The following is a 22,738-nucleotide window of genomic DNA, read 5'->3' as shown; positions in this document are numbered from 1 at the left end:
AACCAATGTTACTTTGGCTCACCCAGTACTTGTCACAATTTCATGCCATGTTTGAAGTGTTTAATTACCTAAGTTTGCGCGGTATTTTAGGTGTACTTACTTCACTGACTTTTTCGTTGCTGTTTGGACCTTGGATGATACGGCGTTTAACAGAAAAGCAAATAGGTCAAGCGATTCGTAGTGATGGCCCGCAATCACACCTTTCTAAAGCAGGCACGCCAACAATGGGTGGTGCGCTGATTTTATTATCCATCGCGCTAAGCACTTTGCTGTGGTCTGATTTAAGCAACCGTTTTGTGTGGTTAGTATTAATTGTAACGCTTAGTTTTGGTGCGATTGGTTGGGTAGATGATTGGCGTAAAGTTGTCGAAAAGAACCCCCGTGGTTTACCTGCTCGCTGGAAGTATTTTTGGCAATCTTTAGTCGGTTTTTTAGTCGCTTATGCCTTGTTTCACACGGCGGTTGTTCCTGCTGAGACTCAGTTGATTTTTCCTTTTTTTAAAGGTGTTGCATTGGAACTGGGCGTGTTTTTTATACTCCTTACTTATTTTGTGATTGTTGGTTCAAGTAATGCTGTTAATTTAACCGATGGTTTAGATGGCTTAGCTATTTTACCGACCGTTATGGTGGCGGGTGCTTTGGGTATTTTTGCTTATGTCAGTGGTAATGTTAATTTTGCTAACTACTTATTAATCCCTTTTATACCCGGTTCAGGTGAATTAGTGGTTTTTTGTACTGCCATTATTGGTGCTGGTTTAGGTTTTTTATGGTTTAACACCTACCCTGCTCAAGTCTTTATGGGCGATGTAGGCGCTTTAGCCTTGGGTGCTGCGCTAGGTACGGTAGCAGTGATTGTACGCCAAGAAATTGTGTTGTTTATTATGGGTGGGGTGTTTGTGATGGAAACCTTGTCTGTCATTATTCAAGTAGCTTCGTTTAAAATGACCGGTAAAAGGGTATTTCTTATGGCACCTTTGCACCATCATTTTGAATTAAAAGGTTGGCCTGAACCGCGTGTTATTGTGCGCTTTTGGATTATAACTGTGGTGTTAGTCTTGATTGGTTTGTCGACACTTAAATTACGATAAAAGGATTGTTATGAGTTCAGCTTATTTAAACAAGGAAGATTATTTAATTATTGGATTGGGTCAAACAGGCCTTTCAGTGGCTAATTATTTATCAATGCAGGGCAAATCTTTTTCCATTGCTGACACACGGGTTAATCCACCGGGTTTAGAAACGTTCCGGCAGCAGTGGCCTGATGTGTCCATTTGGTTAGGGCCTTTAGATGCTGAGTTAACTTGTTCGGTTAGCTGTTTAATCGTTAGTCCAGGGGTTAGTGTTGCCGATTCAGCGATAGAAGCCGCCCGTCAGCAGGGTGTTACAATTATTGGGGATGTCGAGTTATTTTGCCGTGCCGTTCAACAGCCGGTGATTGCGATTACGGGCTCTAATGCTAAAAGTACTGTGACGACTTTACTGGGCGAAATGGCTAAAGCTGCCGGTTTAAAAGTGGGGGTCGGCGGTAATATTGGTCTGCCTGTGCTTGACTTACTGGCTCAAGGTCAGCAGGACATTTATGTATTAGAGCTGTCTTCTTTTCAGTTAGAAACCACTCAGTCTTTAAATGCAAAAGCCGCTGTGGTGTTAAATGTGAGTGAAGATCACCTTGACCGTTATGCCAATTTTGCTGATTATGTTTTTGCTAAACAGCGGATTTATCATCATTGTGCAGCGGTAATATTTAACCGTGAAGATCCACAAACTTTTCCAATTCATGGCCTAAAGGCGACGCGGCTAAGTTTTGGCTTGAATGCACCCAGCCATGCTGATGAGTTAGGCTTAATCTATTTAGGCGATGAGCGTTGGCTAATGAAGGGTGATAAGCCGTTAATGGCGGCTAATGAAGTGCCTTTGGTAGGTAATCATGGTTTAAGTAATGCATTAGCTGCTTTTGCGTTAGGCTTTGCAGTTGGCTTTTCTATAGAAGCAATGCGTGCTGCAATTGTTGCATTTAAGCCTTTGGCGCACCGTTGTGAATTTGTGGCAAGTCGTAAGGGTGTGGTTTTTTATAATGACTCTAAAGCCACTAATGTGGGTGCGATGTTAGCTGCGGTTAAAGGTTTGGCTAAGCCTGATGCGCCCATTTGGTTGATTTTAGGCGGTGAAGGTAAAGGCCAAGATTTTTCGCCCATTAAAATGGCTTTAACTAAAAATATAGCCGGTGTTGCTTTGATTGGCCGTGATGCGTCTTTAATTGCTGAATACTTACCCGATAACTTAAAACAACACACTTTAGCCAGTTTACCCGAAGCGGTTGCTTGGCTAGCAGCTCAGGCTGTTAGTGGTGAACAAGTTTTATTATCGCCAGCTTGTGCCAGTTTTGATCAATTTAGCGGCTTTGAACACCGCGGTGAGGTGTTTGCTCAGTGCGTAATCGACTTGCCCAGCTAAGCCAATACTTGCCATCTTTTTCTAATTTAAAGGTGCAAGGGCGTACTTTGCACCTAAGTTCAACACGCTACTTAGATGGATGGCTACTTTTTAGCAGCCTATTTTTGTTAGCTTTAGGCTGGCTAATGGTGAGTTCAGCTTCTGTCGCTGTTGCAGAGTTCCTTTCCAATAACCCGCAACACTATGCAATACGGCAGGGTATTTTTGCTGTATTAAGTTTGTTTATTGTATTTTTAGTCAGCCAAGTGCCGCTGGCCTTGATTCAAAAACAAGGCCCGTTGTTTTTGTTGTTCGCTTTTTTATTATTAAGCCTTGTCTTGTTAATTGGCCGTGAAATCAATGGCAGTACGCGTTGGATTAGTTTTGGTTTTTTTAACTTACAAACGTCTGAAGTGGCTAAAATTTGTTTGGTTATTTATATGGCTAGCTATTTAACTCGCCATATACAACAGGTTCGTAATACGTTTACTGGTTTTATTAAGCCTTTATTGCTGGTGTTGGTCTATGGCAGTTTGCTTATTTTTCAGCCGGATTATGGCAGTTTAGTGGTGGCTATGACTGCTATTATGGGTATGGTTTTTTTAGCTGGAGTGCAATTAAAACACTTTTTATTCGTGTTATTAACGGCTGTCGTTGGCTTAGCATTCATTGCCATTATGGAGCCTTATCGCGTTGAACGCTTAACCAGTTTTACCGACCCTTGGTCGCATCAATTTAATTCAGGTTATCAGTTAACACAGGCGTTAATTGCTTTTGGGCGAGGGCATTGGGCGGGTTTAGGCTTGGGTAATAGCGTACAAAAGCTCTTTTATTTGCCTGAGGCGCACACTGACTTTATTTTCTCAATCCTTGCTGAAGAATTGGGATTAATTGGTGGTCTACTGACGATTGCGCTTTTTGTTGTGTTAATTAGTCGTATCTTTTTAATTGGTCGGAAGTGTGAAGTGATTGGGCATTTTTTTTCAGCCTACCTTTGCTATGGTTTGGGGGTTATTTTTACAACCCAAGTGTTGGTTAATTTAGGTGTAAATACTGGGCTGTTACCAACCAAAGGTTTAACCTTGCCGCTGATTAGCTACGGCGGTAGCAGCTTAATTGCCAGTGGTATAATGCTGGGCTTAATTTTTCGTGCCGATTACGAACGCCGTAAACAGGCATTTCAGGAGTAAGCGCTATGAGTCATTCCGTGTCTAAACCCACATTATTAATGGCCGGTGGCACGGGTGGTCATATTTTTCCTGCTTTGGCAATGGCTAAGCTGTTGCAAGCGCAAGGTGAAAGCGTAGTTTGGTTGGGTAGCAGCAACAGCATGGAAGCACAAAACGTGCCTGCTGCGGGTATTCCTTTTTATGAATTAAGCATTTCTGGCTTGCGTGGTAAAGGTAAAAGAACGTTGTTATTTGCCCCTTTTAAGTTATTGGCAAGCGTGTGGCAGGCAATTAAAATTTTACGCCAAGTTAAGCCTTGTCGGGTGATTGGTTTTGGTGGTTTTGCCAGCGGCCCGGGTGGTTTGGCCGCTTGGCTGCTGCGTATTCCTTTGTATATACATGAACAAAATGCTTTGCCGGGGATGACCAATAAAAGTTTATCTTATTTAGCTAAACGGGTTTTTACTGCTTTTCCACAAGCGTTTGCAGATCACCCTAAAGTTGAGTGTGTGGGTAATCCCGTGCGTGAAACTTTATTAAATTTACCGCCACCCACACAGCGTTATGCCGAACGCACTGGGCCGCTGCGTATTCTTATTATTGGTGGCAGTTTAGGCGCGCAGGTATTAAACACGACCTTGCCAGCTACGCTTAATTTGTTACCTAACGATCAATTACCCCTTATGCGTCACCAAACGGGTAAAAAGCAGTTTGAAACAACGCAAGCGCTGTATGCACCACTTTATGAAAAAATACCTGAGTTACATGAAAAAATTACGGTTACTGATTTTATTGAAGATATGGCTGCCGCTTTAAGCTGGGCAGATCTGGTTGTTTGTCGCGCAGGCGCTTTAACCTTGGCTGAGTTGGCTGTGGTTGGTGTTGCTTCAATATTAGTGCCTTTTCCTTTTGCGGTTGATGACCATCAGACGCATAATGCGCGTTTTCTAGCAGATGCTGGCGCGGCACTACTTTTGCCACAAACCCAATTTAATGCCACTTCGTTAGCAGAATTATTAAGTGGTAACTTAGCTGATCGTCGCTACCTAGCAACGATGGCAGACAAGGCTTTCCAGCTAGCATCTAACCATGCTGGTCAACAAATGCTGAAGATAATTTTGAAGGATATTCAATGAACGAGCTTGCTTATCGAGCACCTACTATGCGCCGTATTCGGCATATTCACTTTGTTGGCATTGGCGGTGCTGGTATGTGTGGTATCGCTGAAGTATTGCTAACCGAAGGCTATAAAATCAGTGGTTCAGATTTAAAGTCAGGCACTGTTGTCGAGCGTTTAGCCAGTTTAGGCACTAAAATTTGCATTGGTCATTTGGCTGAAAATATTGCTGGTGCAGACGTTGTTGTGGTTTCTAGTGCGATTAACGAAAGTAATCCCGAAATTAAAGCTGCATTAGATGCACGCATTCCTGTTGTGCGCCGTGCCGAAATGTTGGCTGAATTAATGCGCTTTCGTCATGGTATCGCTGTTGCTGGTACGCACGGTAAAACCACCACTACCAGTTTAATTGCTTCTATTTTGGCTGAGGCAGGGCAAGATCCAACGTTTGTGATTGGTGGTCGATTAACGCAAGCCGGTACTAATGCACGTTTAGGTGAATCACGCTACCTAGTTGCTGAAGCGGATGAATCCGATGCGTCTTTTTTGCACTTACAGCCAGTGGTTTCTATTGTTACCAACATTGATGCTGACCATATGTCGACCTATGGTGGTGATTTTGAAAAACTGAAACAGACCTTCTTAGAATTTTTACATAATCTGCCTTTTTATGGTTTGGCTGTGATTTGCACCGATGATGAAATTGTTACTGAATTAATGCCTAAAATTAGTCGTCCAATTTTAACCTATGGTTTTAATGAAGAAGCCGATTACCGTGCGACTAATTTTAAACAAGTGGGTCGTGAAATTAGCTTTACAGTGCTGCGTCCTAATAAAAACCTACCGCTAGATATTAGCTTAAAAATCCCCGGTCGCCACAATGTGCTCAATGCCTTAGCTGCGATTGCTGTTGCTACGGATGAAGGCATTGACGATCAATTCATTGTTAGTGGCTTGTCAGGTTTTCAAGGGGTTGGGCGACGTTTTCAGCTAATGGGTGATTTTCCGGTTGGTGATGGTGAAGTGATGCTAGTGGATGATTATGGTCATCACCCCCGTGAAGTGGACGCGGTGATTAACGCGGTGCGTGAAGGTTGGCCTAAGCGCCGTTTGGTGATGATTTATCAGCCCCACCGTTTTTCGCGCACCCGTGATTTGTACGAAGATTTTGTTAAGGTGTTGTCTAGTGTTGATGTGCTAGTGCTGTTGGATGTTTTTGCGGCAGGTGAGTCAGCAATTCCCGGTGCTGATGGTCGCAGTTTAAGTGGTTCAATTCGTCAGCGCGGCAAGCTAGATCCTTTATTTCTTGATAACAACAGCGAGCTAGAAAGTTTATTGGCTGGTGTATTACGCCCTGGCGACTTGTTGTTGACTCAAGGTGCAGGTGATGTAGGTGGCGTTGCTCAACGCCTTGCTATGAGTAAGCTTGAATTTGTCACAGTTAAGAAAAATTAGAGGGTGTCCATGAGCCTGAGTAAAGAAGCAATACATAAGTTTGGACGTGTTGCAGTATTAATGGGCGGTTGTTCTGCTGAACGTGACGTGTCTTTACGCAGCGGTAATGCCGTTTTAGCTGCCTTGTTGCGTTCAGGTGTGAATGCTTTTGGATTGGATTTAACCAAACAAGCCGTTGCTCAGCTAACGGCTGAAAAATTTGACCGTGCTTTTATTGCTTTGCATGGCCGTGGTGGTGAAGATGGCAGTATCCAAGGTGTTTTAGAGTGGCTGCGTATTCCTTATACCGGTAGTGACGTGATGGCTTCTGCGTTAGGTATGGATAAGTTTAAATGCAAACAGGTTTGGCAAGGTTTAGGTTTGCCAACGCCTGTGTCTAGCTTGTTGAATGCTGATACTAATGCTGAGCAGCTAGTGGCTAAGTTGGGTTTGCCATTGATGGTTAAGCCTGCTCATGAAGGCTCGAGTATTGGTATGAGCAAAATTACTTCTGCCAAGCAGTTGGCTCAGGCTTATGTTAAAGCCAGCGAGTATGATTCACGTATTTTGGCAGAGCGCTTTATCAGTGGCTCAGAATTTACCGTGAGCATTGTTGATGGCAAAGCTTTGCCGGTCATTGGTTTAAAAACTAGCCACGATTTTTATGATTTTAATGCTAAGTATACGGCCACTGATACGCAATACTTATTACCTTGTGGTTTATCGAATCAAGAAGAGCAAGCCATTCAACAGTTAGCACTCGATGCTTACCGTGCAGTCGGGTGTGAAAGCTGGGGTAGAGTTGACATTATGGTGGATGAAGCCAGACAACCTTGGTTATTAGAAGTAAATACTAGCCCAGGTATGACCGACCATAGTTTGGTGCCGCAAGCGGCTGCTTTTGCAGGATTAAGCTTCGATCAGCTAGTGGTGAATATTCTAGCAACGGCTAATCTAAAGGTTTTTTGTGGCTAGACCAGTTTTTTGGATTAAGGTGTTCGCGCCTTTATTTTTATTATTATTTTTAGTGGGTTGTTGGTTAAATTGGGTTTTAGCTAGACCGGTGGGTCAGGTGGCTATTTATGGTGAAGTGCAGTATGTCGATTTAGAACAGTTACAAGCCCGTGTTTTACCTTGGTTAAATGATGCTTTTTGGTTGGTGGATTTAAAAAGTATTAAAGTTAGTTTAGAACAAGATCCTTGGTTGTATAACGTTACTGTGCGTCGGCAATGGCCAGATAAAATCCATTTAGAGTTGGTTGAACGTATCCCTTGGGCGCATTGGAATGACGGGTATTTAATTGATGAGCAGGGTGTAGGCTTCAATCCTGGCTTCAAATATACACAAGAATTAGGGCGGCATATTTATGTGAAAAAGGATACACTTGCTGAAGCGATTAAGTTTTGGCACGATCTTGATACTTTGTCACAACATTTAGAATTACAATTGACTGAATTGCACCATGAGCAGCGTGGTTCGTGGCAGTTGGAGTTTAATACTAATATTCGAGTATTGCTTGGACGTGATAATATAGCGGTTCGAATTAATCGTTTTTTATGGGCTTGGCAATATTGGTTAGCAGCAGACGCTGAAAAATTATCCAGTGTTGACCTACGCTACCCCAATGGTTTGTCTGTTGCTTGGCAAAAGCTTACTAATCAATAGTTAAGGAGTAGGTCTTTCTTATGGCTTTGCAGTCACGTCGCGGTAACCTAGTTGTTGGCCTAGATATTGGCACATCTAAAGTTGTTGCAATTGTTGGTCAGCGTACTCCTGAAGGTAAGTTAGAAATTATAGGTTTAGGCTCGCATCCTTCACGCGGTCTAAAAAAAGGCGTTGTTATTAATATCGAATCAACAGTCCAGTCCATTCGCCGTGCAGTTGAAGAAGCTGAACTAATGGCTGGTTGTGAAATTCATTCTGTTTATGTTGGTATTGCAGGTAGCCATGTTCATAGTATGAATTCTGACGGTATTGTGGCGATTCGTGACCGTGAGGTTGGTGAAGCTGACTTAGAAAGGGTTATTGATGCCGCTAGAGCTGTGCCAATTCCTGCCGATCAAAAAATTATTCATATCTTGCCACAAGAGTACGCTATAGATAATCAAGAGGGTATCCGTGAACCGATGGGGATGTCAGGGGTTCGTCTTGAAGCTAAAGTGCATCTAGTTACTTGTGCGGTTAATGCCGTGCAAAATATAGAAAAATGCGTGCGTCTTTGTGGTTTAGAAGTTGAAGATATTATTTTAGAGCAGTTAGCATCAAGTTATTCAGTATTAACTGAAGACGAAAAAGAGCTGGGTGTGTGCATTGTTGATATTGGTGGCGGCACAACTGATATTGCTATTTTTACCGAAGGCGCGATACGTCATACTGCAGTGATTCCGATTGCTGGCGATCAAGTCACCAATGACATTGCTATGGCGTTAAGAACACCAACGGTTCATGCCGAAAGCATTAAAATTAAATATGCTTGTGCTTTAACCCAGTTGGCAGGTCCTGATGAGATGCTTAAAGTGCCCAGCGTGGGCGATCGAGAGCCACGTGATTTATCACGTCAAGCTTTGGCTGAAGTAGTCGAGCCGCGTTACGATGAGCTATTTACGTTAATTCAGGCTGAATTGCGCCGCAGTGGTTTTGAAGAGTTGATTCCTGCTGGCATTGTTTTAACCGGTGGTACTTCTAAAATGGAAGGTGCGGTTGAGTTGGCTGAAGAGATTTTTCATGCGCCAGTTCGTTTGGCTAGTCCACAGTTTGTGGTTGGGTTAGATGATGTTGTTAATAATCCAATTCATGCTACTGGCGTTGGATTACTGCACTATGCGTTATTACGAACTGAATCAGAGAATTTACCTGAAGTCAGCTACCGTAAAGATAGTTTAAGAGCAGAAGCCGATGCTGATGGTTTAACGGTAAAATTTAAGCGTTGGTTTAAAAGTCAGTTTTAAATATATGCATTATTTTGGTATTATTGTGCTATAAAACATTTTTTGGCTTTTTTCGTTAGGTAGCTTGCCACTTTTAACGCTTAGTTTATTTGTGTTGATTTAAGCTAATCTGATGGGAAATCATTATTAATCAAGGGTTATACAGGCATCTTCTGTACCCTTAGCTGGTCATAAAGTTGGGTTCGGGAGAATAATAAATGGCGTTTGAATTAGTAGACAGTTCACCTACAGCATCACCAGTTATCAAAGTTATTGGTATCGGTGGTGGTGGTGGTAATGCAGTAAACCACATGGTTGCTGCAAAAATTGAAGGCGTTGAATTCATTTGTGCCAACACTGACGCACAAGCACTGAAAAACGTTGCGGCTAAAACAGTCATACAGCTTGGTGGTGAAATTACCAAAGGGCTAGGTGCTGGTGCTAACCCTGAAATCGGACGGCAAGCAGCATTAGAGGATCGCAAGTTAATTGAAGAAGTGTTGCAAGGTGCTGATATGCTGTTTATTACTGCCGGTATGGGTGGTGGTACAGGTACCGGTGCTGCACCAGTGGTGGCAGAAATTGCTAAAGAATTAGGTATACTTTCAGTTGCTGTTGTTACTAAACCTTTTCCTTTTGAACAACGTAAAAGAATGATGATCGCTGAAGAAGGTATCGCCAACCTAGTTCAGCACGTTGATTCATTGATTACGATTCCTAACGAACGCCTTTTATCTGTGATGGGTAAGAATACCACTTTATTAGATGCGTTTGCTGCTGCTAACGATGTATTGCTAGGCGCTGTTCAAGGTATTGCCGAGCTGATTACTAATCCTGGTGTGATTAACCTAGACTTTGCTGACGTACGTACTGTTATGTCTGAAATGGGTATGGCAATGATGGGTGCAGGTTCCGCTAAGGGCGATCAGCGTGGGCGTGAAGCTGCTGAGCAGGCAGTTTGTTCTCCATTGTTAGAAGATGTTGATTTGAAAGGCGCACGGGGTATTTTGGTGAACGTCATTGCCAACTCCGACATGGGCTTGCATGAATTCCAAGACGTTATGAATGTTATTACTGAGTTCGCTTCTAATGATGCGACGGTTATTGTTGGTACGTCACTTGATAATAGTTTAGAAGAAGAGTTGCGTGTAACCATTGTTGCAACGGGTTTGGCGCAAGCTAAAAAAATTGAGGCAGCAGCGGTGCCTGCACCAGCAGCTAAAGTCCAGCCTCAAAAACCAGTACGTCCAGTGCGTCCTACTTTGGCAGATATGGGTGGTGTTGACTCTCAAAGTCAAGAAATACGTCAACAACCCAAATCAAGAGTCAGTAGTAAAAGCGATACAGACATGAGTTATTTGGACATTCCTGCGTTTTTACGTAAGCAAGCCGATTAAGTAAGCGCTTGCTAAGATTAAATATATTAGCTAGCGCTGTAGACAAAAGGTTGCTAGGCATTTTTACAAGGTGATAAGCCCAGTTGGGGCAGAGTGAAGGCAATGATTAAACAGTGCACTTTAAGAAATACCATTCGGGCAACAGGTGTTGGTCTTCACTCCGGTGAAAAAGTTTATCTAACACTTCGCCCAGCACCTGTTGATACGGGTATTGTTTTTCGCCGTGTTGATTTAGATCCTGTCGCAGAAATTCATGCCTGCGCCGAAAATGTTCATGAGACAACCTTGTCAACTACGTTGAATGAAGGTGATGCTAAGGTTAGTACAGTAGAGCACTTACTGTCAGCATTGGCGGGTTTGGGTATTGATAACTTATACGTTGAAGTCAGTGCGCCTGAAGTACCTATTATGGATGGTAGTGCGGGTCCTTTTGTATTTTTAATTCAATCGGCTGGTATTCAAGAGCAAGATGCGCCTAAGCAGTTTATTCGTATTAAGAAAAAAATTGCCGTAGCAGAAGATGATAAAACTGCTAGCTTTGAACCCTACGAAGGTTTTCGAGTAGGGTTTAGTATTGACTTTGACCACCCTGTTTTTCGTGATCAAAAACAAAATGCGACGATTGATTTTTCAACGACTTCATTTGTTCGTGAAGTGAGTCGCGCCCGTACTTTTGGCTTTATGCGTGACATAGAGTACTTGCGTTCACGCAACTTAGCTTTAGGTGGCAGTATGGAAAATGCCATTGTTGTTGATGACTACCGTATTTTGAATGAAGACGGTTTACGCTACGAAGATGAGTTTGTTAAGCATAAAGTACTGGATGCTATTGGTGATCTTTACTTGCTTGGTAAAAGCTTAATCGGTGAGTTTAAAGGTCATAAATCAGGTCATGGTTTAAACAATAAACTATTGCGCGAATTAATTAGCAATCCTGATGCTTGGGAAATAGTGACTTTTGAAGGTGAAAAAGCACGTTCACCTATTTCCTATACTTCTGCTTTGTCTGAAGCTTAATCACTAAAGTTTTAGATAGATAAAATAAAAAAGTCGACTATTGGTCGGCTTTTTTTGTTTTTGAATCACTGATTTTAATCGTTAGCTTTATTGCCTAAGCGAATTAATACGGCTTTAAGGCGAGGGTCAGTTACATCTTCTGCTAACCTTTTTAATTTATTTTGGCTAGCAGCAGAAATATTCAGCTTGGTAATGACTTTTTTAACATGAGGGGGTTCAGGTCTGATTTTTATCTCAAAGCTTTTTAAATCAGGTAGGTATTGCTGTAGTTTATATAGGATTTGTGCTTGAAAAAAGCGCATTCGGGTTAAATTACTAGCGCTAGCGGTTAATAAAATAAGTTTTTGATGTTCGTAATTAGCGACTCTAAATAACCCTTGAAGCTCTTCGGGTAAATAGTCGTGTAATCTTGTTTCAATCTGTTTCAGATAAGTAGCCTTATTTAATACTTTCCCTAAAATTGAAGTATCTTTGTTAATTAGGGTCGTTAAGGATTTTGTTCTGCCCGCTCTAGGCTTTATACTCACCCTAGCCTCCATTAAACTTAAAGTACTAAAGCCTAATCAAAAACGATCAAAACACCAAGTGGCGCAAATGGGAAACAACCAATGAATTTGATTTTTTGCAGTAGTAAACACAGTTCAAGCCGTTCAATAAACTTATCTTCAGGCTTGTTCGTTTTAGTGTTTGCAGTAGCGTTTTCAATTCCTGCTGCTATAGGTGGTTCATTAGTTTATTGGTGGGTTGATATGAATGAACGGGAAATGAAAAACCAAGCTAATTTGATGTGGAACCAAGAACTTGAGATACAACGTGCTGAAGTAGAGCAAGTTAAACGTCAATCATTAGAGCGAATTGATGCTTTAACACCTAAAATTGGTGAATTACAGGCACGTTTAATGCGCTTAGATGCATTGGGTAAGCGTTTAACTTCAGTGGCTAATTTAAGTGATGAATTTGATTTTGACGAAGCGCCCCCAATGGGCGGCCCTGAATATCTTTACGAAGAAAGCTCAGGTTATACCGATACAGAGTTGATGGACGCATTAGATTCATTGACCAATAAAATTGAACAACGCCAACAGCAGTTAGAGCTGATCCATTCGTTATTGACTAAACGTAGTTTGGCCGACCAGGTCTATATTGCGGGTCGTCCCATTGAAAAAGGCTGGATGTCATCAAGTTTTGGTCGCCGTAGTGACCCCTTTACAGGTCGTACTTCTTGGCATGGAGGCATTGATTTTGCAGGTAAAGAAAATTCTAATGTATTAGCAACAGGTGCAGGTGTGGTTATGCACTCTTCGCCACGTAGCGGTTATGGTAATCTAGTAGAAATTGATCATGGCGATGGTTACATCACGCGTTATGCGCATTTAAATGATTTTGTTGTTAATAAAGGTGATCTAGTGCAGCGTGGTGATGCAGTAGGTTTAATGGGTTGTACAGGACGCTGTACTGGGCCGCACGTACACTATGAAGTCTTACTTAATGGTCGTGCAGTTGATCCATTGCGTTACGTATCGCGTTCTGCACCTTAATTAGCCACCTTAAACAAAACCCGCTACGGCGGGTTTTGTTGTTTTTAATGTAGTTAGAAATTAAGCTATTCACTTAATAAATAATTTTTGTACGCGTGCTCTATAAACACTTTTTAATTAAAACGTGGTATGTTGTTCGGTCAAAATCCATCAGCCTAACCACGGGTAAGGACAGTCGATGATTACCCCCTTGTTAAAGAAAATTTTTGGTAGTAAAAACGAACGTGAACTTAAACGTATCCGTAAAGTTGTTCAACAAATTAATGCGTTAGAACCTGAGTTAAAATCATTAGCCGATGCTGATTTTGCATTGCGTACTCAAGCTTTAAAAGCACGTGCCGCGAATGGCGAACCCCTTGATAAACTGTTGCCAGAAAGTTTTGCGCTAGTGCGTGAAGGTAGTATTCGTGCAATGGATATGCGCCATTTTGATGTGCAAATGATTGGCGGCATGGTGTTACATGAAGGACAAATTGCTGAAATGCGTACGGGTGAAGGTAAAACATTGGTCGCAACGCTGGCTGTTTACCTCAATGCTTTAGCGGGTAAAGGTGTTCACGTTGTTACCGTTAACGATTATCTCGCGCGTCGTGATGCTGAATGGATGGGTAAGCTTTATAAGTTTTTAGGTTTATCTATTGGCGTTATTTATTCAGGTCAAAATCAAGAAGAAAAACGTGCAGCTTATCAAGCGGACATTACTTACGGTACTAATAACGAGTTTGGCTTTGATTACCTGCGCGACAATATGGCCTTCTCATTAGAAGAACGTGTGCAGCGTGAGCTTAACTATGCGGTTATTGATGAAGTTGACTCGATCCTTATTGATGAAGCACGAACCCCTTTAATTATTTCAGGCGCTGCTGAAGACAGTTCAGCCATGTACCGTTTAATTAATCGTCTAGTGCCGGCTTTAACCCCTTGGGATGAAGCAACCGATCTTGGCGATTTTATTATTGATGAAAAACAACGCAGTTTAGAATTAACGGAACAAGGCCATCAAATCGTTGAAGATTTATTAGCTAAAGAAGGTGTTCTAAAAGAAGGTGCTAGCCTTTACTCTTCTGCTAATTTAAATCTTTTACACCATATTCAGTCAGCATTACGTGCTCATCATATGTTCAATAAAGACGTTGATTACATTGTGAGTGAAGGCTTGGTGGTTATTGTTGACGAACATACGGGTCGTACCATGCCGGGTCGTCGTTGGGGCGAAGGTTTGCACCAAGCAATAGAAGCTAAAGAAGGCTTAAATATTCAAGCAGAAAGCCAAACTTTGGCTTCTACAACCTTTCAAAACTATTTCCGTCTTTATGCCAAGCTTTCTGGCATGACAGGTACAGCGGACACTGAAGCTTATGAATTTAATCATATTTATGGGCTGAACGTGGTGGTTATTCCCACTAATCGCGCAGTGCAACGTAAAGATTTAAACGATTTAGTTTTTATGAGTGCTGAAGAAAAATTTGAGGCCATTATTAAAGATGTGCAATACACGGTAGAAAAAGGTCAGCCAGTCTTAGTCGGTACGGCTTCTATCGAAACGTCAGAGTATGTGAGTGGCTTGCTTAAAAAAGCGGGCATTACTCACAAAGTTTTGAATGCAAAACAGCATGAAAGTGAAGCTGAAATTATTGCTCAAGCGGGTCGTCCTGGCGCGGTTACTTTAGCGACTAACATGGCTGGTCGTGGTACAGATATTAAACTGGGTGGTAATTGGGAAGTCGAAGCTGAAAAGCTAGACAACCCCACGGCTGCCCAATTAGAAACGCTTAAAGCGGCTTGGCAAGAGCGCCACGATGCTGTATTAGCTTCGGGTGGTTTGCACGTTATTGGTACCGAACGCCACGAATCACGGCGTATCGACAACCAGTTACGTGGCCGTTCGGGTCGTCAGGGTGATCTAGGTACAACGCGCTTTTTCTTGTCACTTGAAGATAGCCTAATGCGTATCTTTGCTTCAGACCGTGTTAAAAGCATGATGACGATGCTAGGTATGAAGCGTGGTGAAGCCATTGAACATAAGATGGTCACTAATGCCGTTGAAAAAGCACAACGTAAAGTAGAAGGCCGTAACTTCGACATTCGTAAGCAGCTATTAGAATACGACGATGTGAATAACGACCAGCGTAGCGTTATTTATAACCAGCGCCGTGAAATTCTTGAAGCAACGGACATTGCTGAAGAAGTGGAAGAAATGCGTGAAGATGTTTTAGATAGCGCTATTTCGCAGTTTATTCCACCTCAATCTATGCCTGAGCAATGGCGTGTTACCGAGCTAGAAAACTATTTAGCGACTGAATTTAACTTGCCAGCAGCAGTGCAGCAATGGTTGGACGAAGATAAAAGTTTGCATGAAGAAAGCTTGCGTCAAAAACTGCAAACAACACTGAAGACAACGTATAAAGAAAAAGAAGACATTGCTGGTGCAGAATTATTAAGAAAGTTCGAACAGCAAATTATGCTGCAAGTGCTGGATACGCGCTGGAAAGAACATTTACAAAGCATGGATCAGTTGCGTCAAGGTATTCACCTACGTGGTTACGCGCAAAAAAATCCTAAGCAAGAATATAAACGTGAAGCTTTTACGCTGTTTGAACACTTTTTATCGAATGTTCGTAGCGATGTCGTGCGTATTTTAAGCCATGTAAAAATTCGCAGCCCTGAAGAAGTGGAAGCCATTGAAAATCAACGCCGTGCTGAAGCTGAAGCCTTAATGCAACGTCAAACGACACGGCATGAAATGCCAGTTAGCGAGCCGTCAATACCACCAGCAGATATGGACAGCACTCAACCTTTTAAGCGTGATTTTCCTAAAGTGGGGCGTAATGATATTTGCCCTTGCGGATCAGGTAAAAAATATAAGCAATGCCACGGCAAGCTGAATTAAGCGCTATAAAAAACTAAATTAAAATTAAAAACTTGTCCCTAAGTGGGAGGAGAAGTAAACATGGCAGTAGGACAGTTGGTGTTGCCAGAATTTAACCTAATTAAAGGTTTGCGTATTGGCACAGCCAGTGCAGGCATTAAAAAAGTCGGTCGTAAAGATTTGGTTGTTTTTGAATTGGCTGAAGGTAGCACCACCGCTGGTGTATTTACCTTGAATGCTTTTTGTGCTGCGCCTGTTCAGGTTGCGCGTGAGCATTTACAAGCCGCTGCACCGCGCTACCTGTTGATTAACACGGGTAATGCCAATGCAGGTACGGGTGTTTTAGGTTTGGCTGATGCTAAAAAAACCTGTGCTGCTTTGGCTGAATTAACCCAAGTGAGTGAACAAGCCGTATTGCCTTTTTCAACGGGTGTGATTGGCGAACCTTTACCCATGCAGTGCTTGCTGGCTGCGTTGCCTGCTGCGCTAAAAAACTTAGACGAAGCGCATTGGACTGATGCTGCAACTGGCATTATGACTACCGATACTTTACCTAAAGGTGCCACAGCAAGCTGCATAATTAACGGTAAATCCGTGGTTATTAGCGGTATTGCCAAGGGTGCTGGCATGATTAAGCCAAATATGGCGACCATGTTAGGTTTTATTGCAACCGATGCAGCGATTGCCCAGCCTTTGTTAAAGCAGCTTTTAAAAGAAGCCACCGATTTAAGTTTTAATCGCATCACTATTGATGGTGATACCTCGACTAATGATAGTTGTATGTTGGTTGCCACGGCGCAAGCGGCAATGGTTAGCGTTGATGATACCGCTGCTGTAGCAAGCTTTCGTGAGTGTTTAATTAGTGTTATGCAACAACTAGCATTAAGCATTGTACGTGATGGTGAAGGTGCGACTAAGTTTGTGACGATTCATGTTGAGCAAGCGGCTAGTACTAAAGAAGCTTTAGAAGCTGCTTTTACAGTTGCTCATTCGCCACTCGTTAAAACAGCACTTTATGCCAGCGATGCTAACTGGGGGCGTATTTTAGCTGCGGTAGGTCGTGCACCGGGTTTAGACGATTTAGATGTTGGCGGTGTGACGGTCTATTTAGGTGATGTGTTGCTGGTTGAACAAGGTGGACGTGCAGCAAGTTATACCGAAGCAGCTGGTGCTGCAGTAATGAACAAAGAAGAAATTACCTTGCGTATTCAGTTAGGTCGTGGACAAGTAAAAGAAACCGTTTGGACTTGCGATTTTTCTCATGACTACGTTTCTATTAATGCCGATTATCGCAGTTAAGGACGATTAAACTATGCCACAACCCACATTGGTCGCCGCTGCGGCTATATTCAATGAAAAAGGGCAGCTATTAATTGCTCGTCGTCCTGCCGGTATTGACCAAGGTGGATTATGGGAATTACCTGGTGGAAAATTAACGCCTTACGAAACAGGTTTTCAAGCCCTTAGACGTGAAATCCGCGAAGAACTAGGCATTGAAGTTATCAAAGCCAGACCTTTAATTCGTATTAAGCATAACTATCCGGGTAAAACAGTCTTACTGGATGTTTGGAAGGTGTTGGTGTTTACTGGTGAAGCTTGGGGTAAGGAAGGACAGCCTATTCGCTGGGTGGCTGTTGATGATCTTGTTAACTACACTTTTCCGGCGGCTAATCAGTCAATTATTAAAGCCGTGCAGTTGCCAGAAGATTACTTAATTACAGGTGAATTTACCGATACTGATGATGCTTTGGCGCGTTTAAACCGTGCTTTAGAGCGTGGTATTAAGCTCGTACAGCTACGCGCCCATCATTTGGATGCAGACGCTTACCGCAGCCTTGCTCAGGCATTTTTAGCGCCTTGCCACAAAGCGGGCGCACGTTTAATGCTAAATGCCGATCCTACGATGCTTAAACACGTGGACGCTGATGGTATTCACTTAACTGCTGCGCGTTTAGCTAAGTACGATCAGCGTCCAGTGCCGGTGGATAAGTGGTTAGCGGCTTCTTGCCATGATGTTGCTTCAATTACTCAAGCAGAAAACATTCATGCTGACTTTATAACCCTTTCGCCGGTACTTGCTACGCCTTCTCATCCTGCTGCTAAGTGCTTGGGTTGGTGTGACTTTAATGCCTTAACTGATGCTAGCCGTTTGCCTGTTTATGCTTTAGGTGGCATGGATTTAAAGCAGCGTGATCGCGTCTTTGGCTTGGGTGGACAAGGCTTAGCCGGTATTACTCAATATTGGTCTTGATCTTCTGGATTAAGTCTTACTTCATCGCCTGCTATCTTATGGTTTTCAGCAGCCCAGTAACCTAAATCAATCAGTTTGCAGCGTTCGCTACAAAAAGGACGAAAAGCATTCTCTTGAGTTAGGATGCTGGGTTTGTTGCAAGTGGGGCATGGGAAAATACGTGTCACAGTCGCTTTCATTTTTATTACGCTTCAATTGGATTGGATTGGAATGTATGGTTTTTTTTGTTAAAGTCATTTTTGGCTAAAGCAAGTATTAGGTATTGTTTATGTAAAGCGTCTACCTGTTGTTCTAATTCATTTAAGCTACCTGAGTTATCAATAATATCATCAGCCAAAGATAAGCGTTCTTGGCGATTAATTTGCTGCTGTATGATTTTTTTAACTAAATCTGTAGCATTACCATCCCTTATACAAGTACGTTCAACCTGAGTTGCTTCAGGCACATCAACGACTAACAAGCGATCAATCAAAGCCAGTTGACCGCTTTCAATTAATAAGGGTGAAGATAAAATAATATAAGGGCTGTTAGCTTCAGCCAAGGCTTTAAGTGTTTCTTTTTTAACCCAAGGATGAATAAGATTTTCTAGCCAAGTTTTAGCACTGGGATCATTAAAAATAACAGCCCTTAATGCAGCTCTATCTAAACTACCGTCAGTAAGTTTAAGCTGCTGACCTAAATGATTAAACACTTCAATTAATAGTGGTGAGCCCACTTGTAAAGCTTGGCGAGCAAGTACATCAGTATCAACTACATTAACACCTTGCTTCAAAAAAAGATTACTGGCGGCTGTTTTACCTGAACCAATACCGCCGGTTAAGCCAATAATTAGTTGTTGTTGCTTATTATTAAATAGACTTTTTTTCACTTGTTTACCTTTTTAGGTAGTTTGTTAGGTAGTTTGATGCGTGTAAAACTACTTAATTGTATGTGATTTAGTTTGAATTTAGTTTAATTAAACCTTTTGTACAACAATACACTTGCCAAAACTTAGATTATGTATAAAATTTACATCGCCTGTTGAAACTTTAATTGGAGTAAATAATGTCTATTTTAGCAAGTTACCGTGAAAAAGAAGAAATGCTGCGTAAGCTCACAGAAGAAATGAGCCGTATGGAAGAAAACCCTGAGCTAAAAAAAGAACTAAGTTTTAAAGAAGAAGTACAAGTTCTTTTAGATAAGCATCAGCGTAGTGTTAATGACTTAGCTACAATTTTTGGTTTAAATCAATCTGCAGTAGCAGCAGTTAAATCGGGTCGTGGTAATCGTCGCACTCGTAAACTTAAAGTTTATGTTAATCCTAATACTCAAGAAACTATCGAAACGCGTGGTGGTAATCACAAAGAACTAAAAGAGTGGAAAGCTGAATTTGGTTCTGATGTGGTTGAAGGCTGGGTAACTGAAGAGCGCGAATAATACGTTTGGTTGCTTAGATAGAGTGATGCTAGATTTAAAAACCCTGAATTTTCAGGGTTTTTTTGTTCAAAATAAATTTATTCAAAACAAAATAGACTGGGTAATAAAAAAGCCACCTTCAAAAGAGGGTGGCTTTAATTTAACTATTGAAGCAGTCGATTAAACGTTATCAAACTGGCTCATGGTGTTATCTTCACCGCTAGCTTTTAGTGCAGCATCGCCAGAGAAGTATTCTTTATGGCTATCGCCGATATCAGAACCTGCCATGTTTTGGTGACGTACACACGCAATACCTTGACGAATCTCTTTACGCTGAACACCTTCAACGTAAGCCAGCATACCTTGTTCACCAAAGTAGCCTTTAGCTAGGTTGTCAGTTGATAGCGCAGCTGTGTGGTAAGTCGGTAGCGTGATTAAGTGGTGGAAGATGCCTGCTTCACGCGCTGCATCTTTCTGGAAGCTTTGGATGCGTGCATCGGCTTCGTCACATAAGGGCGTACCATCGTAATCAGCGCTCATTAGGCGGTCACGGTCGTAAGCAGAAACGTCTTTACCTTCTTCTGTCCAAGTATCGAATACTTGCTGACGGAAGTTTAGTGTCCAGTTGAACGATGGGCTGTTATTGTAAACCAATTTGGCATCTGGAACAACCTTACGAATTTCGTTAACCATTTCAGCAATTTGACCAACGTGTGGCTTTTCAGTTTCGATCCACAGTAGGTCAGCACCGTTTTGTAGTGAAGTAATACAGTCCAACACTACACGCTGAATGCCGGTGTTAGGACGGAACTGGAACAAGCCGCTGGCTAAACGTGCAGGCTTTAATAGTTTACCGTCAGATTTAACAACCACGTCACCGTTTTCAATTTCGCTAGCATCTTTGATGAAAGTACCATCAAGGAAGCTGTTGTATTGGTCGCCTAAATCGCCTGGTTGGTTAGTAACAGCGATCTGCTTAGTTAAGCCTGCACCTAAAGAGTCAGTACGCGCCACGATAACACCGTCATCAACGCCTAGCTCTAGGAAGGCATAACGTACCGCATTGATTTTAGCTAAAAAGTCAGCGTGAGGAACGGTTACTTTACCGTCTTGGTGACCACACTGTTTTTCATCAGAAACTTGGTTTTCAATCTGAATAGCAGCAGCACCGGCTTCAATCATCTGCTTAGCCATTAGGTAAGTGGCTTCTTCATTACCAAAACCTGCGTCTATATCCGCAATGATAGGTACTACGTGGGTTTCAAAGTTTTCAATCTGATCTAGCAAAGATTTTTCTTCAGCAGCATCGCCTACTTTACGTGCTTTGTCTAATGCAGTGAATAGCAAGTCTAGTTCACGCGTATCAGCTTGGCGTAAAAAGGTGTATAGCTCTTCAATTAATGAAGCAACTGAGGTTTTTTCGTGCATGGATTGGTCAGGTAAAGGACCAAACTCAGAACGCAGTGCAGCAACCATCCAACCTGAAAGGTAGAGGTAGCGCTTATTTGTAGTTTTTAAATGTTTTTTAATAGCGATCAATTTTTGTTGACCGATAAAACCGTGCCAGCAACCTAAAGACTGAGTATAAACAGATGAGTCAGCATCGTATTCAGCCATATCTTTACGCATAATTGCTGCCGTGTATTTAGCAATGTCTAAACCGGTTTGGAAACGGTTTTGAATACGCATACGTGCAGCCGATTCAGGGTTAATTGCGCTCCAGCCACTTCCAGCTTTTTCTTTAAGTGCAGCAATTGCCTTAATTTCGTTTTGATAAGTTGACATAATCAATCCTTCAAATGAGTAAAGTAAGTTTTAGCGATGTTTTAATTTTCAACGGTGTTTCAATGGAGCGAATGATGCCTTAGCCTAAGTATTAAGCGCAAGGCATCATTAGTCGGGGGTGTTTGGTTGTAATTTGACTACACTAGCAAGTAACAACAATTAGCCATTTATAGCTTAGATACAACAACCTAGTGCAACAAGTTGTTGTCATCTTCTTCAATTAAATACACGCTGCCTTGATTAATTAATTTAACCAATAGTTCGCTGGCTTCGGGCAGGTTTAATGTTTGCTTAATAAATGTTGCATCTAGGTTAACCTTGGCACTTAAATCGGCTACCCAGTCTTTTAATTCAGCTGAAAACTTTAAAGCTTCACCGTCAGCAAATAACCAGTTGCCTTCGTTAGCGACTCGAAAAGCCAAACGGCTACCTTCAGCAATAACCAATAATGGTTCGTCTTCGTTCATTAACTCATGCAGCGTTGCTGTTGTCCAAGGGTCTTCTTGAGCAAACAGCTGGTCTGGGTATTTGGTTTGAGTCATTGCGCGACCAAACCATTCACTTAACGCTGCTGGATTATCCATAACTTTGTTTAGTAAGCTTTTTACTCGATCCATCGCTGCATCATCTATAGCTGCAAGGTGTTCAGGTAATTTTATATCCGCATCGGTATAGCGCAGGTCATCGGCAAGCGTTTCACCAATGAAATCAGCTACACCACACAAGATTTCTTCAGCGCTTAATGCGCGAAAACCCACTGACCAAGTGGTGCAATCTTCACTTAGCGAAGTGCCCCAATGCGCGAGTTGTGGCGGTAAATAAAGTAAATCACCGGCTTCTAATACCCAGTCTTGCTCAGTATTGGCTTCAAATTCGGTCAGGATTTTTAATTGAGTATCGGTTCTTAAAGGGCTGGATTCATCGCAATATTGCCCTAGCTGCCAGCGTCTTTTTCCTGATGCTTGTAGTAGAAAAACATCATAATAATCAAAATGTGGCCCAACGCTGCCACCTTCAGGCGCATAGCTAATCATTAGGTCGTCAACACGCCAACTGGGAAGAAAGTCAAAGGCTTTTAATAGCTCGCCTACTTCAGGAAGCAGGTGGTCAACTGCTTGTACCAGCAGCGACCAGTTCTTTTCAGGCAATGTTTGTAAAAAACTTTCTTTAAACGGGCCATTAAATAATTGCCAAGGGCTTTCTGGTCCTTGCGCCATAACCACTCGTGATTCCACGCCTTCTTCTAGCGCTAATCCGGCCAGCTCATCAACATCTAAAGGCGGTGTGAAATCAGGCAAAGCTTGACGAATTAATAGTGGTTTTTTCTGCCAATAGTCACGCAAAAATTCTTCACGGCTAATGGAACCTAAAATTGAAACAGGCAAAGTGATGGACGCAGTCATTC

20 protein-coding genes are annotated in these 22,738 nt (G+C 42.2%); 15 read left to right on the top strand and 5 right to left on the bottom strand.

The window, feature by feature from the left end:
• Positions 1 to 5 precede the first annotated feature (5 nt).
• From mraY to lpxC, 10 genes are all read left to right on the top strand, one after another.
• Positions 6 to 1,088, top strand: coding sequence for a phospho-N-acetylmuramoyl-pentapeptide-transferase (gene mraY, locus VJY63_RS05955; protein WP_324049000.1), 1,083 nt, complete (start codon positions 6 to 8; stop codon positions 1,086 to 1,088).
• A gap of 10 nt (positions 1,089 to 1,098) precedes the next feature.
• Positions 1,099 to 2,454: a UDP-N-acetylmuramoyl-L-alanine--D-glutamate ligase gene (gene murD / locus VJY63_RS05950; protein ID WP_324048998.1), complete on the top strand. Its 1,356-nt coding sequence runs from the start codon at positions 1,099 to 1,101 to the stop codon at positions 2,452 to 2,454.
• Positions 2,430 to 3,623, top strand: a complete 1,194-nt coding sequence (gene ftsW, locus VJY63_RS05945) for a putative lipid II flippase FtsW (protein ID WP_324048996.1) — start codon at positions 2,430 to 2,432, stop codon at positions 3,621 to 3,623. The genes murD and ftsW overlap by 25 nt, the downstream gene beginning before the upstream one ends.
• Positions 3,624 to 3,628: 5 nt before the next feature.
• On the top strand, positions 3,629 to 4,738 hold the full coding sequence (gene murG / locus VJY63_RS05940; RefSeq protein WP_324048994.1) for an undecaprenyldiphospho-muramoylpentapeptide beta-N-acetylglucosaminyltransferase: 1,110 nt from the start codon (positions 3,629 to 3,631) through the stop codon (positions 4,736 to 4,738).
• Complete coding sequence (gene murC, locus VJY63_RS05935) at positions 4,735 to 6,174, top strand: UDP-N-acetylmuramate--L-alanine ligase (RefSeq protein ID WP_324048992.1); 1,440 nt, start codon at positions 4,735 to 4,737, stop codon at positions 6,172 to 6,174. Before murG ends, murC begins: the two co-directional genes overlap by 4 nt.
• A 9-nt stretch (positions 6,175 to 6,183) precedes the next feature.
• Complete coding sequence (locus VJY63_RS05930; protein ID WP_324048990.1) at positions 6,184 to 7,128, top strand: D-alanine--D-alanine ligase; 945 nt, start codon at positions 6,184 to 6,186, stop codon at positions 7,126 to 7,128.
• Positions 7,121 to 7,819, top strand: a complete 699-nt coding sequence (locus VJY63_RS05925; protein ID WP_324048988.1) for a cell division protein FtsQ/DivIB — start codon at positions 7,121 to 7,123, stop codon at positions 7,817 to 7,819. Before VJY63_RS05930 ends, VJY63_RS05925 begins: the two co-directional genes overlap by 8 nt.
• 20 nt (positions 7,820 to 7,839) lie before the next feature.
• The gene (ftsA, locus tag VJY63_RS05920) at positions 7,840 to 9,102 is read left to right on the top strand and encodes a cell division protein FtsA (RefSeq protein ID WP_324048986.1); all 1,263 of its coding nucleotides are present in this window, start codon (positions 7,840 to 7,842) and stop codon (positions 9,100 to 9,102) included.
• Positions 9,103 to 9,299: 197 nt separating this feature from the next.
• Complete coding sequence (gene ftsZ / locus VJY63_RS05915) at positions 9,300 to 10,478, top strand: cell division protein FtsZ (protein ID WP_324048984.1); 1,179 nt, start codon at positions 9,300 to 9,302, stop codon at positions 10,476 to 10,478.
• 102 nt (positions 10,479 to 10,580) lie between these two features.
• Complete coding sequence (lpxC, locus tag VJY63_RS05910) at positions 10,581 to 11,495, top strand: UDP-3-O-acyl-N-acetylglucosamine deacetylase (RefSeq protein WP_324048982.1); 915 nt, start codon at positions 10,581 to 10,583, stop codon at positions 11,493 to 11,495.
• A gap of 74 nt (positions 11,496 to 11,569) precedes the next feature.
• Here lpxC and VJY63_RS05905 read toward each other — a convergent pair whose 3' ends face one another.
• Positions 11,570 to 12,022 carry a DUF721 domain-containing protein gene (locus VJY63_RS05905; RefSeq protein WP_324048979.1) on the bottom strand — a complete coding sequence of 151 codons (453 nt, stop codon included), beginning with the start codon at positions 12,020 to 12,022 and terminating at the stop codon, positions 11,570 to 11,572.
• A gap of 81 nt (positions 12,023 to 12,103) precedes the next feature.
• Between VJY63_RS05905 and VJY63_RS05900 the strand changes: the two genes are divergently transcribed.
• The 4 genes from VJY63_RS05900 to VJY63_RS05885 all read left to right on the top strand — a co-directional run bounded on the left by VJY63_RS05900 (position 12,104) and on the right by VJY63_RS05885 (position 18,153).
• Positions 12,104 to 13,033, top strand: coding sequence for a M23 family metallopeptidase (locus tag VJY63_RS05900; RefSeq protein ID WP_324048977.1), 930 nt, complete (start codon positions 12,104 to 12,106; stop codon positions 13,031 to 13,033).
• A gap of 178 nt (positions 13,034 to 13,211) precedes the next feature.
• Complete coding sequence (gene secA / locus VJY63_RS05895; protein ID WP_324048975.1) at positions 13,212 to 15,923, top strand: preprotein translocase subunit SecA; 2,712 nt, start codon at positions 13,212 to 13,214, stop codon at positions 15,921 to 15,923.
• A 60-nt stretch (positions 15,924 to 15,983) separates the two neighbouring features.
• Positions 15,984 to 17,201 (top strand): bifunctional glutamate N-acetyltransferase/amino-acid acetyltransferase ArgJ, encoded by a 1,218-nt coding sequence (gene argJ, locus VJY63_RS05890; protein WP_324048973.1) that lies wholly within the window; start codon positions 15,984 to 15,986, stop codon positions 17,199 to 17,201.
• Between the two features lie 13 nt (positions 17,202 to 17,214).
• On the top strand, positions 17,215 to 18,153 hold the full coding sequence (locus tag VJY63_RS05885; RefSeq protein ID WP_324048971.1) for a Nudix family hydrolase: 939 nt from the start codon (positions 17,215 to 17,217) through the stop codon (positions 18,151 to 18,153).
• Here the strand turns inward: VJY63_RS05885 and VJY63_RS05880 are convergent.
• The gene (locus tag VJY63_RS05880) at positions 18,138 to 18,332 is read right to left on the bottom strand and encodes a DNA gyrase inhibitor YacG (RefSeq protein ID WP_349254592.1); all 195 of its coding nucleotides are present in this window, start codon (positions 18,330 to 18,332) and stop codon (positions 18,138 to 18,140) included. The genes VJY63_RS05885 and VJY63_RS05880 overlap by 16 nt on opposite strands.
• Before the next feature lie 5 nt (positions 18,333 to 18,337).
• Complete coding sequence (gene coaE, locus VJY63_RS05875) at positions 18,338 to 19,021, bottom strand: dephospho-CoA kinase (protein ID WP_324048969.1); 684 nt, start codon at positions 19,019 to 19,021, stop codon at positions 18,338 to 18,340.
• Positions 19,022 to 19,197: 176 nt separating this feature from the next.
• Between coaE and VJY63_RS05870 the strand changes: the two genes are divergently transcribed.
• Entirely contained in the window at positions 19,198 to 19,569 is a 372-nt protein-coding gene (locus VJY63_RS05870; protein ID WP_324048967.1) for a histone-like nucleoid-structuring protein, MvaT/MvaU family, read from the top strand.
• A gap of 159 nt (positions 19,570 to 19,728) precedes the next feature.
• Here VJY63_RS05870 and VJY63_RS05865 read toward each other — a convergent pair whose 3' ends face one another.
• Together VJY63_RS05865 and VJY63_RS05860 are read right to left on the bottom strand one after the other, a co-directional pair.
• A complete protein-coding gene (locus VJY63_RS05865; protein ID WP_324048965.1) occupies positions 19,729 to 21,333 on the bottom strand; it encodes an isocitrate lyase in 1,605 nt (534 codons plus the stop codon).
• A gap of 188 nt (positions 21,334 to 21,521) precedes the next feature.
• A complete protein-coding gene (locus tag VJY63_RS05860) occupies positions 21,522 to 22,736 on the bottom strand; it encodes a cupin domain-containing protein (protein WP_324048963.1) in 1,215 nt (404 codons plus the stop codon).
• Positions 22,737 to 22,738 lie beyond the last annotated feature (2 nt).

Origin of the sequence: Marinospirillum sp. (genome assembly GCF_035271045.1) — a bacterium.
In the GTDB taxonomy this organism is placed as follows: Bacteria; Pseudomonadota; Gammaproteobacteria; order Pseudomonadales; family Halomonadaceae; genus Marinospirillum.
This window is presented reverse-complemented; position numbering and strand designations above follow the sequence as displayed.

Excerpts from the sequence above, each read along its gene's own strand:
- ftsZ (WP_324048984.1), top strand. The coding sequence starts at position 9,300 with ATGGCGTTTGAATTAGTAGACAGTTCACCTACAGCATCACCAGTTATC.
- ftsA (WP_324048986.1), top strand. The coding sequence starts at position 7,840 with ATGGCTTTGCAGTCACGTCGCGGTAACCTAGTTGTTGGCCTAGATATT.
- VJY63_RS05860 (WP_324048963.1), bottom strand. The coding sequence starts at position 22,736 with ATGACTGCGTCCATCACTTTGCCTGTTTCAATTTTAGGTTCCATTAGC.
- VJY63_RS05865 (WP_324048965.1), bottom strand. The coding sequence starts at position 21,333 with ATGTCAACTTATCAAAACGAAATTAAGGCAATTGCTGCACTTAAAGAA.
- secA (WP_324048975.1), top strand. The coding sequence starts at position 13,212 with ATGATTACCCCCTTGTTAAAGAAAATTTTTGGTAGTAAAAACGAACGT.
- VJY63_RS05885 (WP_324048971.1), top strand. The coding sequence starts at position 17,215 with ATGCCACAACCCACATTGGTCGCCGCTGCGGCTATATTCAATGAAAAA.
- VJY63_RS05930 (WP_324048990.1), top strand. The coding sequence starts at position 6,184 with ATGAGCCTGAGTAAAGAAGCAATACATAAGTTTGGACGTGTTGCAGTA.
- VJY63_RS05870 (WP_324048967.1), top strand. The coding sequence starts at position 19,198 with ATGTCTATTTTAGCAAGTTACCGTGAAAAAGAAGAAATGCTGCGTAAG.
- murG (WP_324048994.1), top strand. The coding sequence starts at position 3,629 with ATGAGTCATTCCGTGTCTAAACCCACATTATTAATGGCCGGTGGCACG.
- argJ (WP_324048973.1), top strand. The coding sequence starts at position 15,984 with ATGGCAGTAGGACAGTTGGTGTTGCCAGAATTTAACCTAATTAAAGGT.
- VJY63_RS05900 (WP_324048977.1), top strand. The coding sequence starts at position 12,104 with ATGAATTTGATTTTTTGCAGTAGTAAACACAGTTCAAGCCGTTCAATA.
- mraY (WP_324049000.1), top strand. The coding sequence starts at position 6 with ATGTTACTTTGGCTCACCCAGTACTTGTCACAATTTCATGCCATGTTT.
- murC (WP_324048992.1), top strand. The coding sequence starts at position 4,735 with ATGAACGAGCTTGCTTATCGAGCACCTACTATGCGCCGTATTCGGCAT.
- murD (WP_324048998.1), top strand. The coding sequence starts at position 1,099 with ATGAGTTCAGCTTATTTAAACAAGGAAGATTATTTAATTATTGGATTG.
- lpxC (WP_324048982.1), top strand. The coding sequence starts at position 10,581 with ATGATTAAACAGTGCACTTTAAGAAATACCATTCGGGCAACAGGTGTT.
- VJY63_RS05880 (WP_349254592.1), bottom strand. The coding sequence starts at position 18,332 with ATGAAAGCGACTGTGACACGTATTTTCCCATGCCCCACTTGCAACAAA.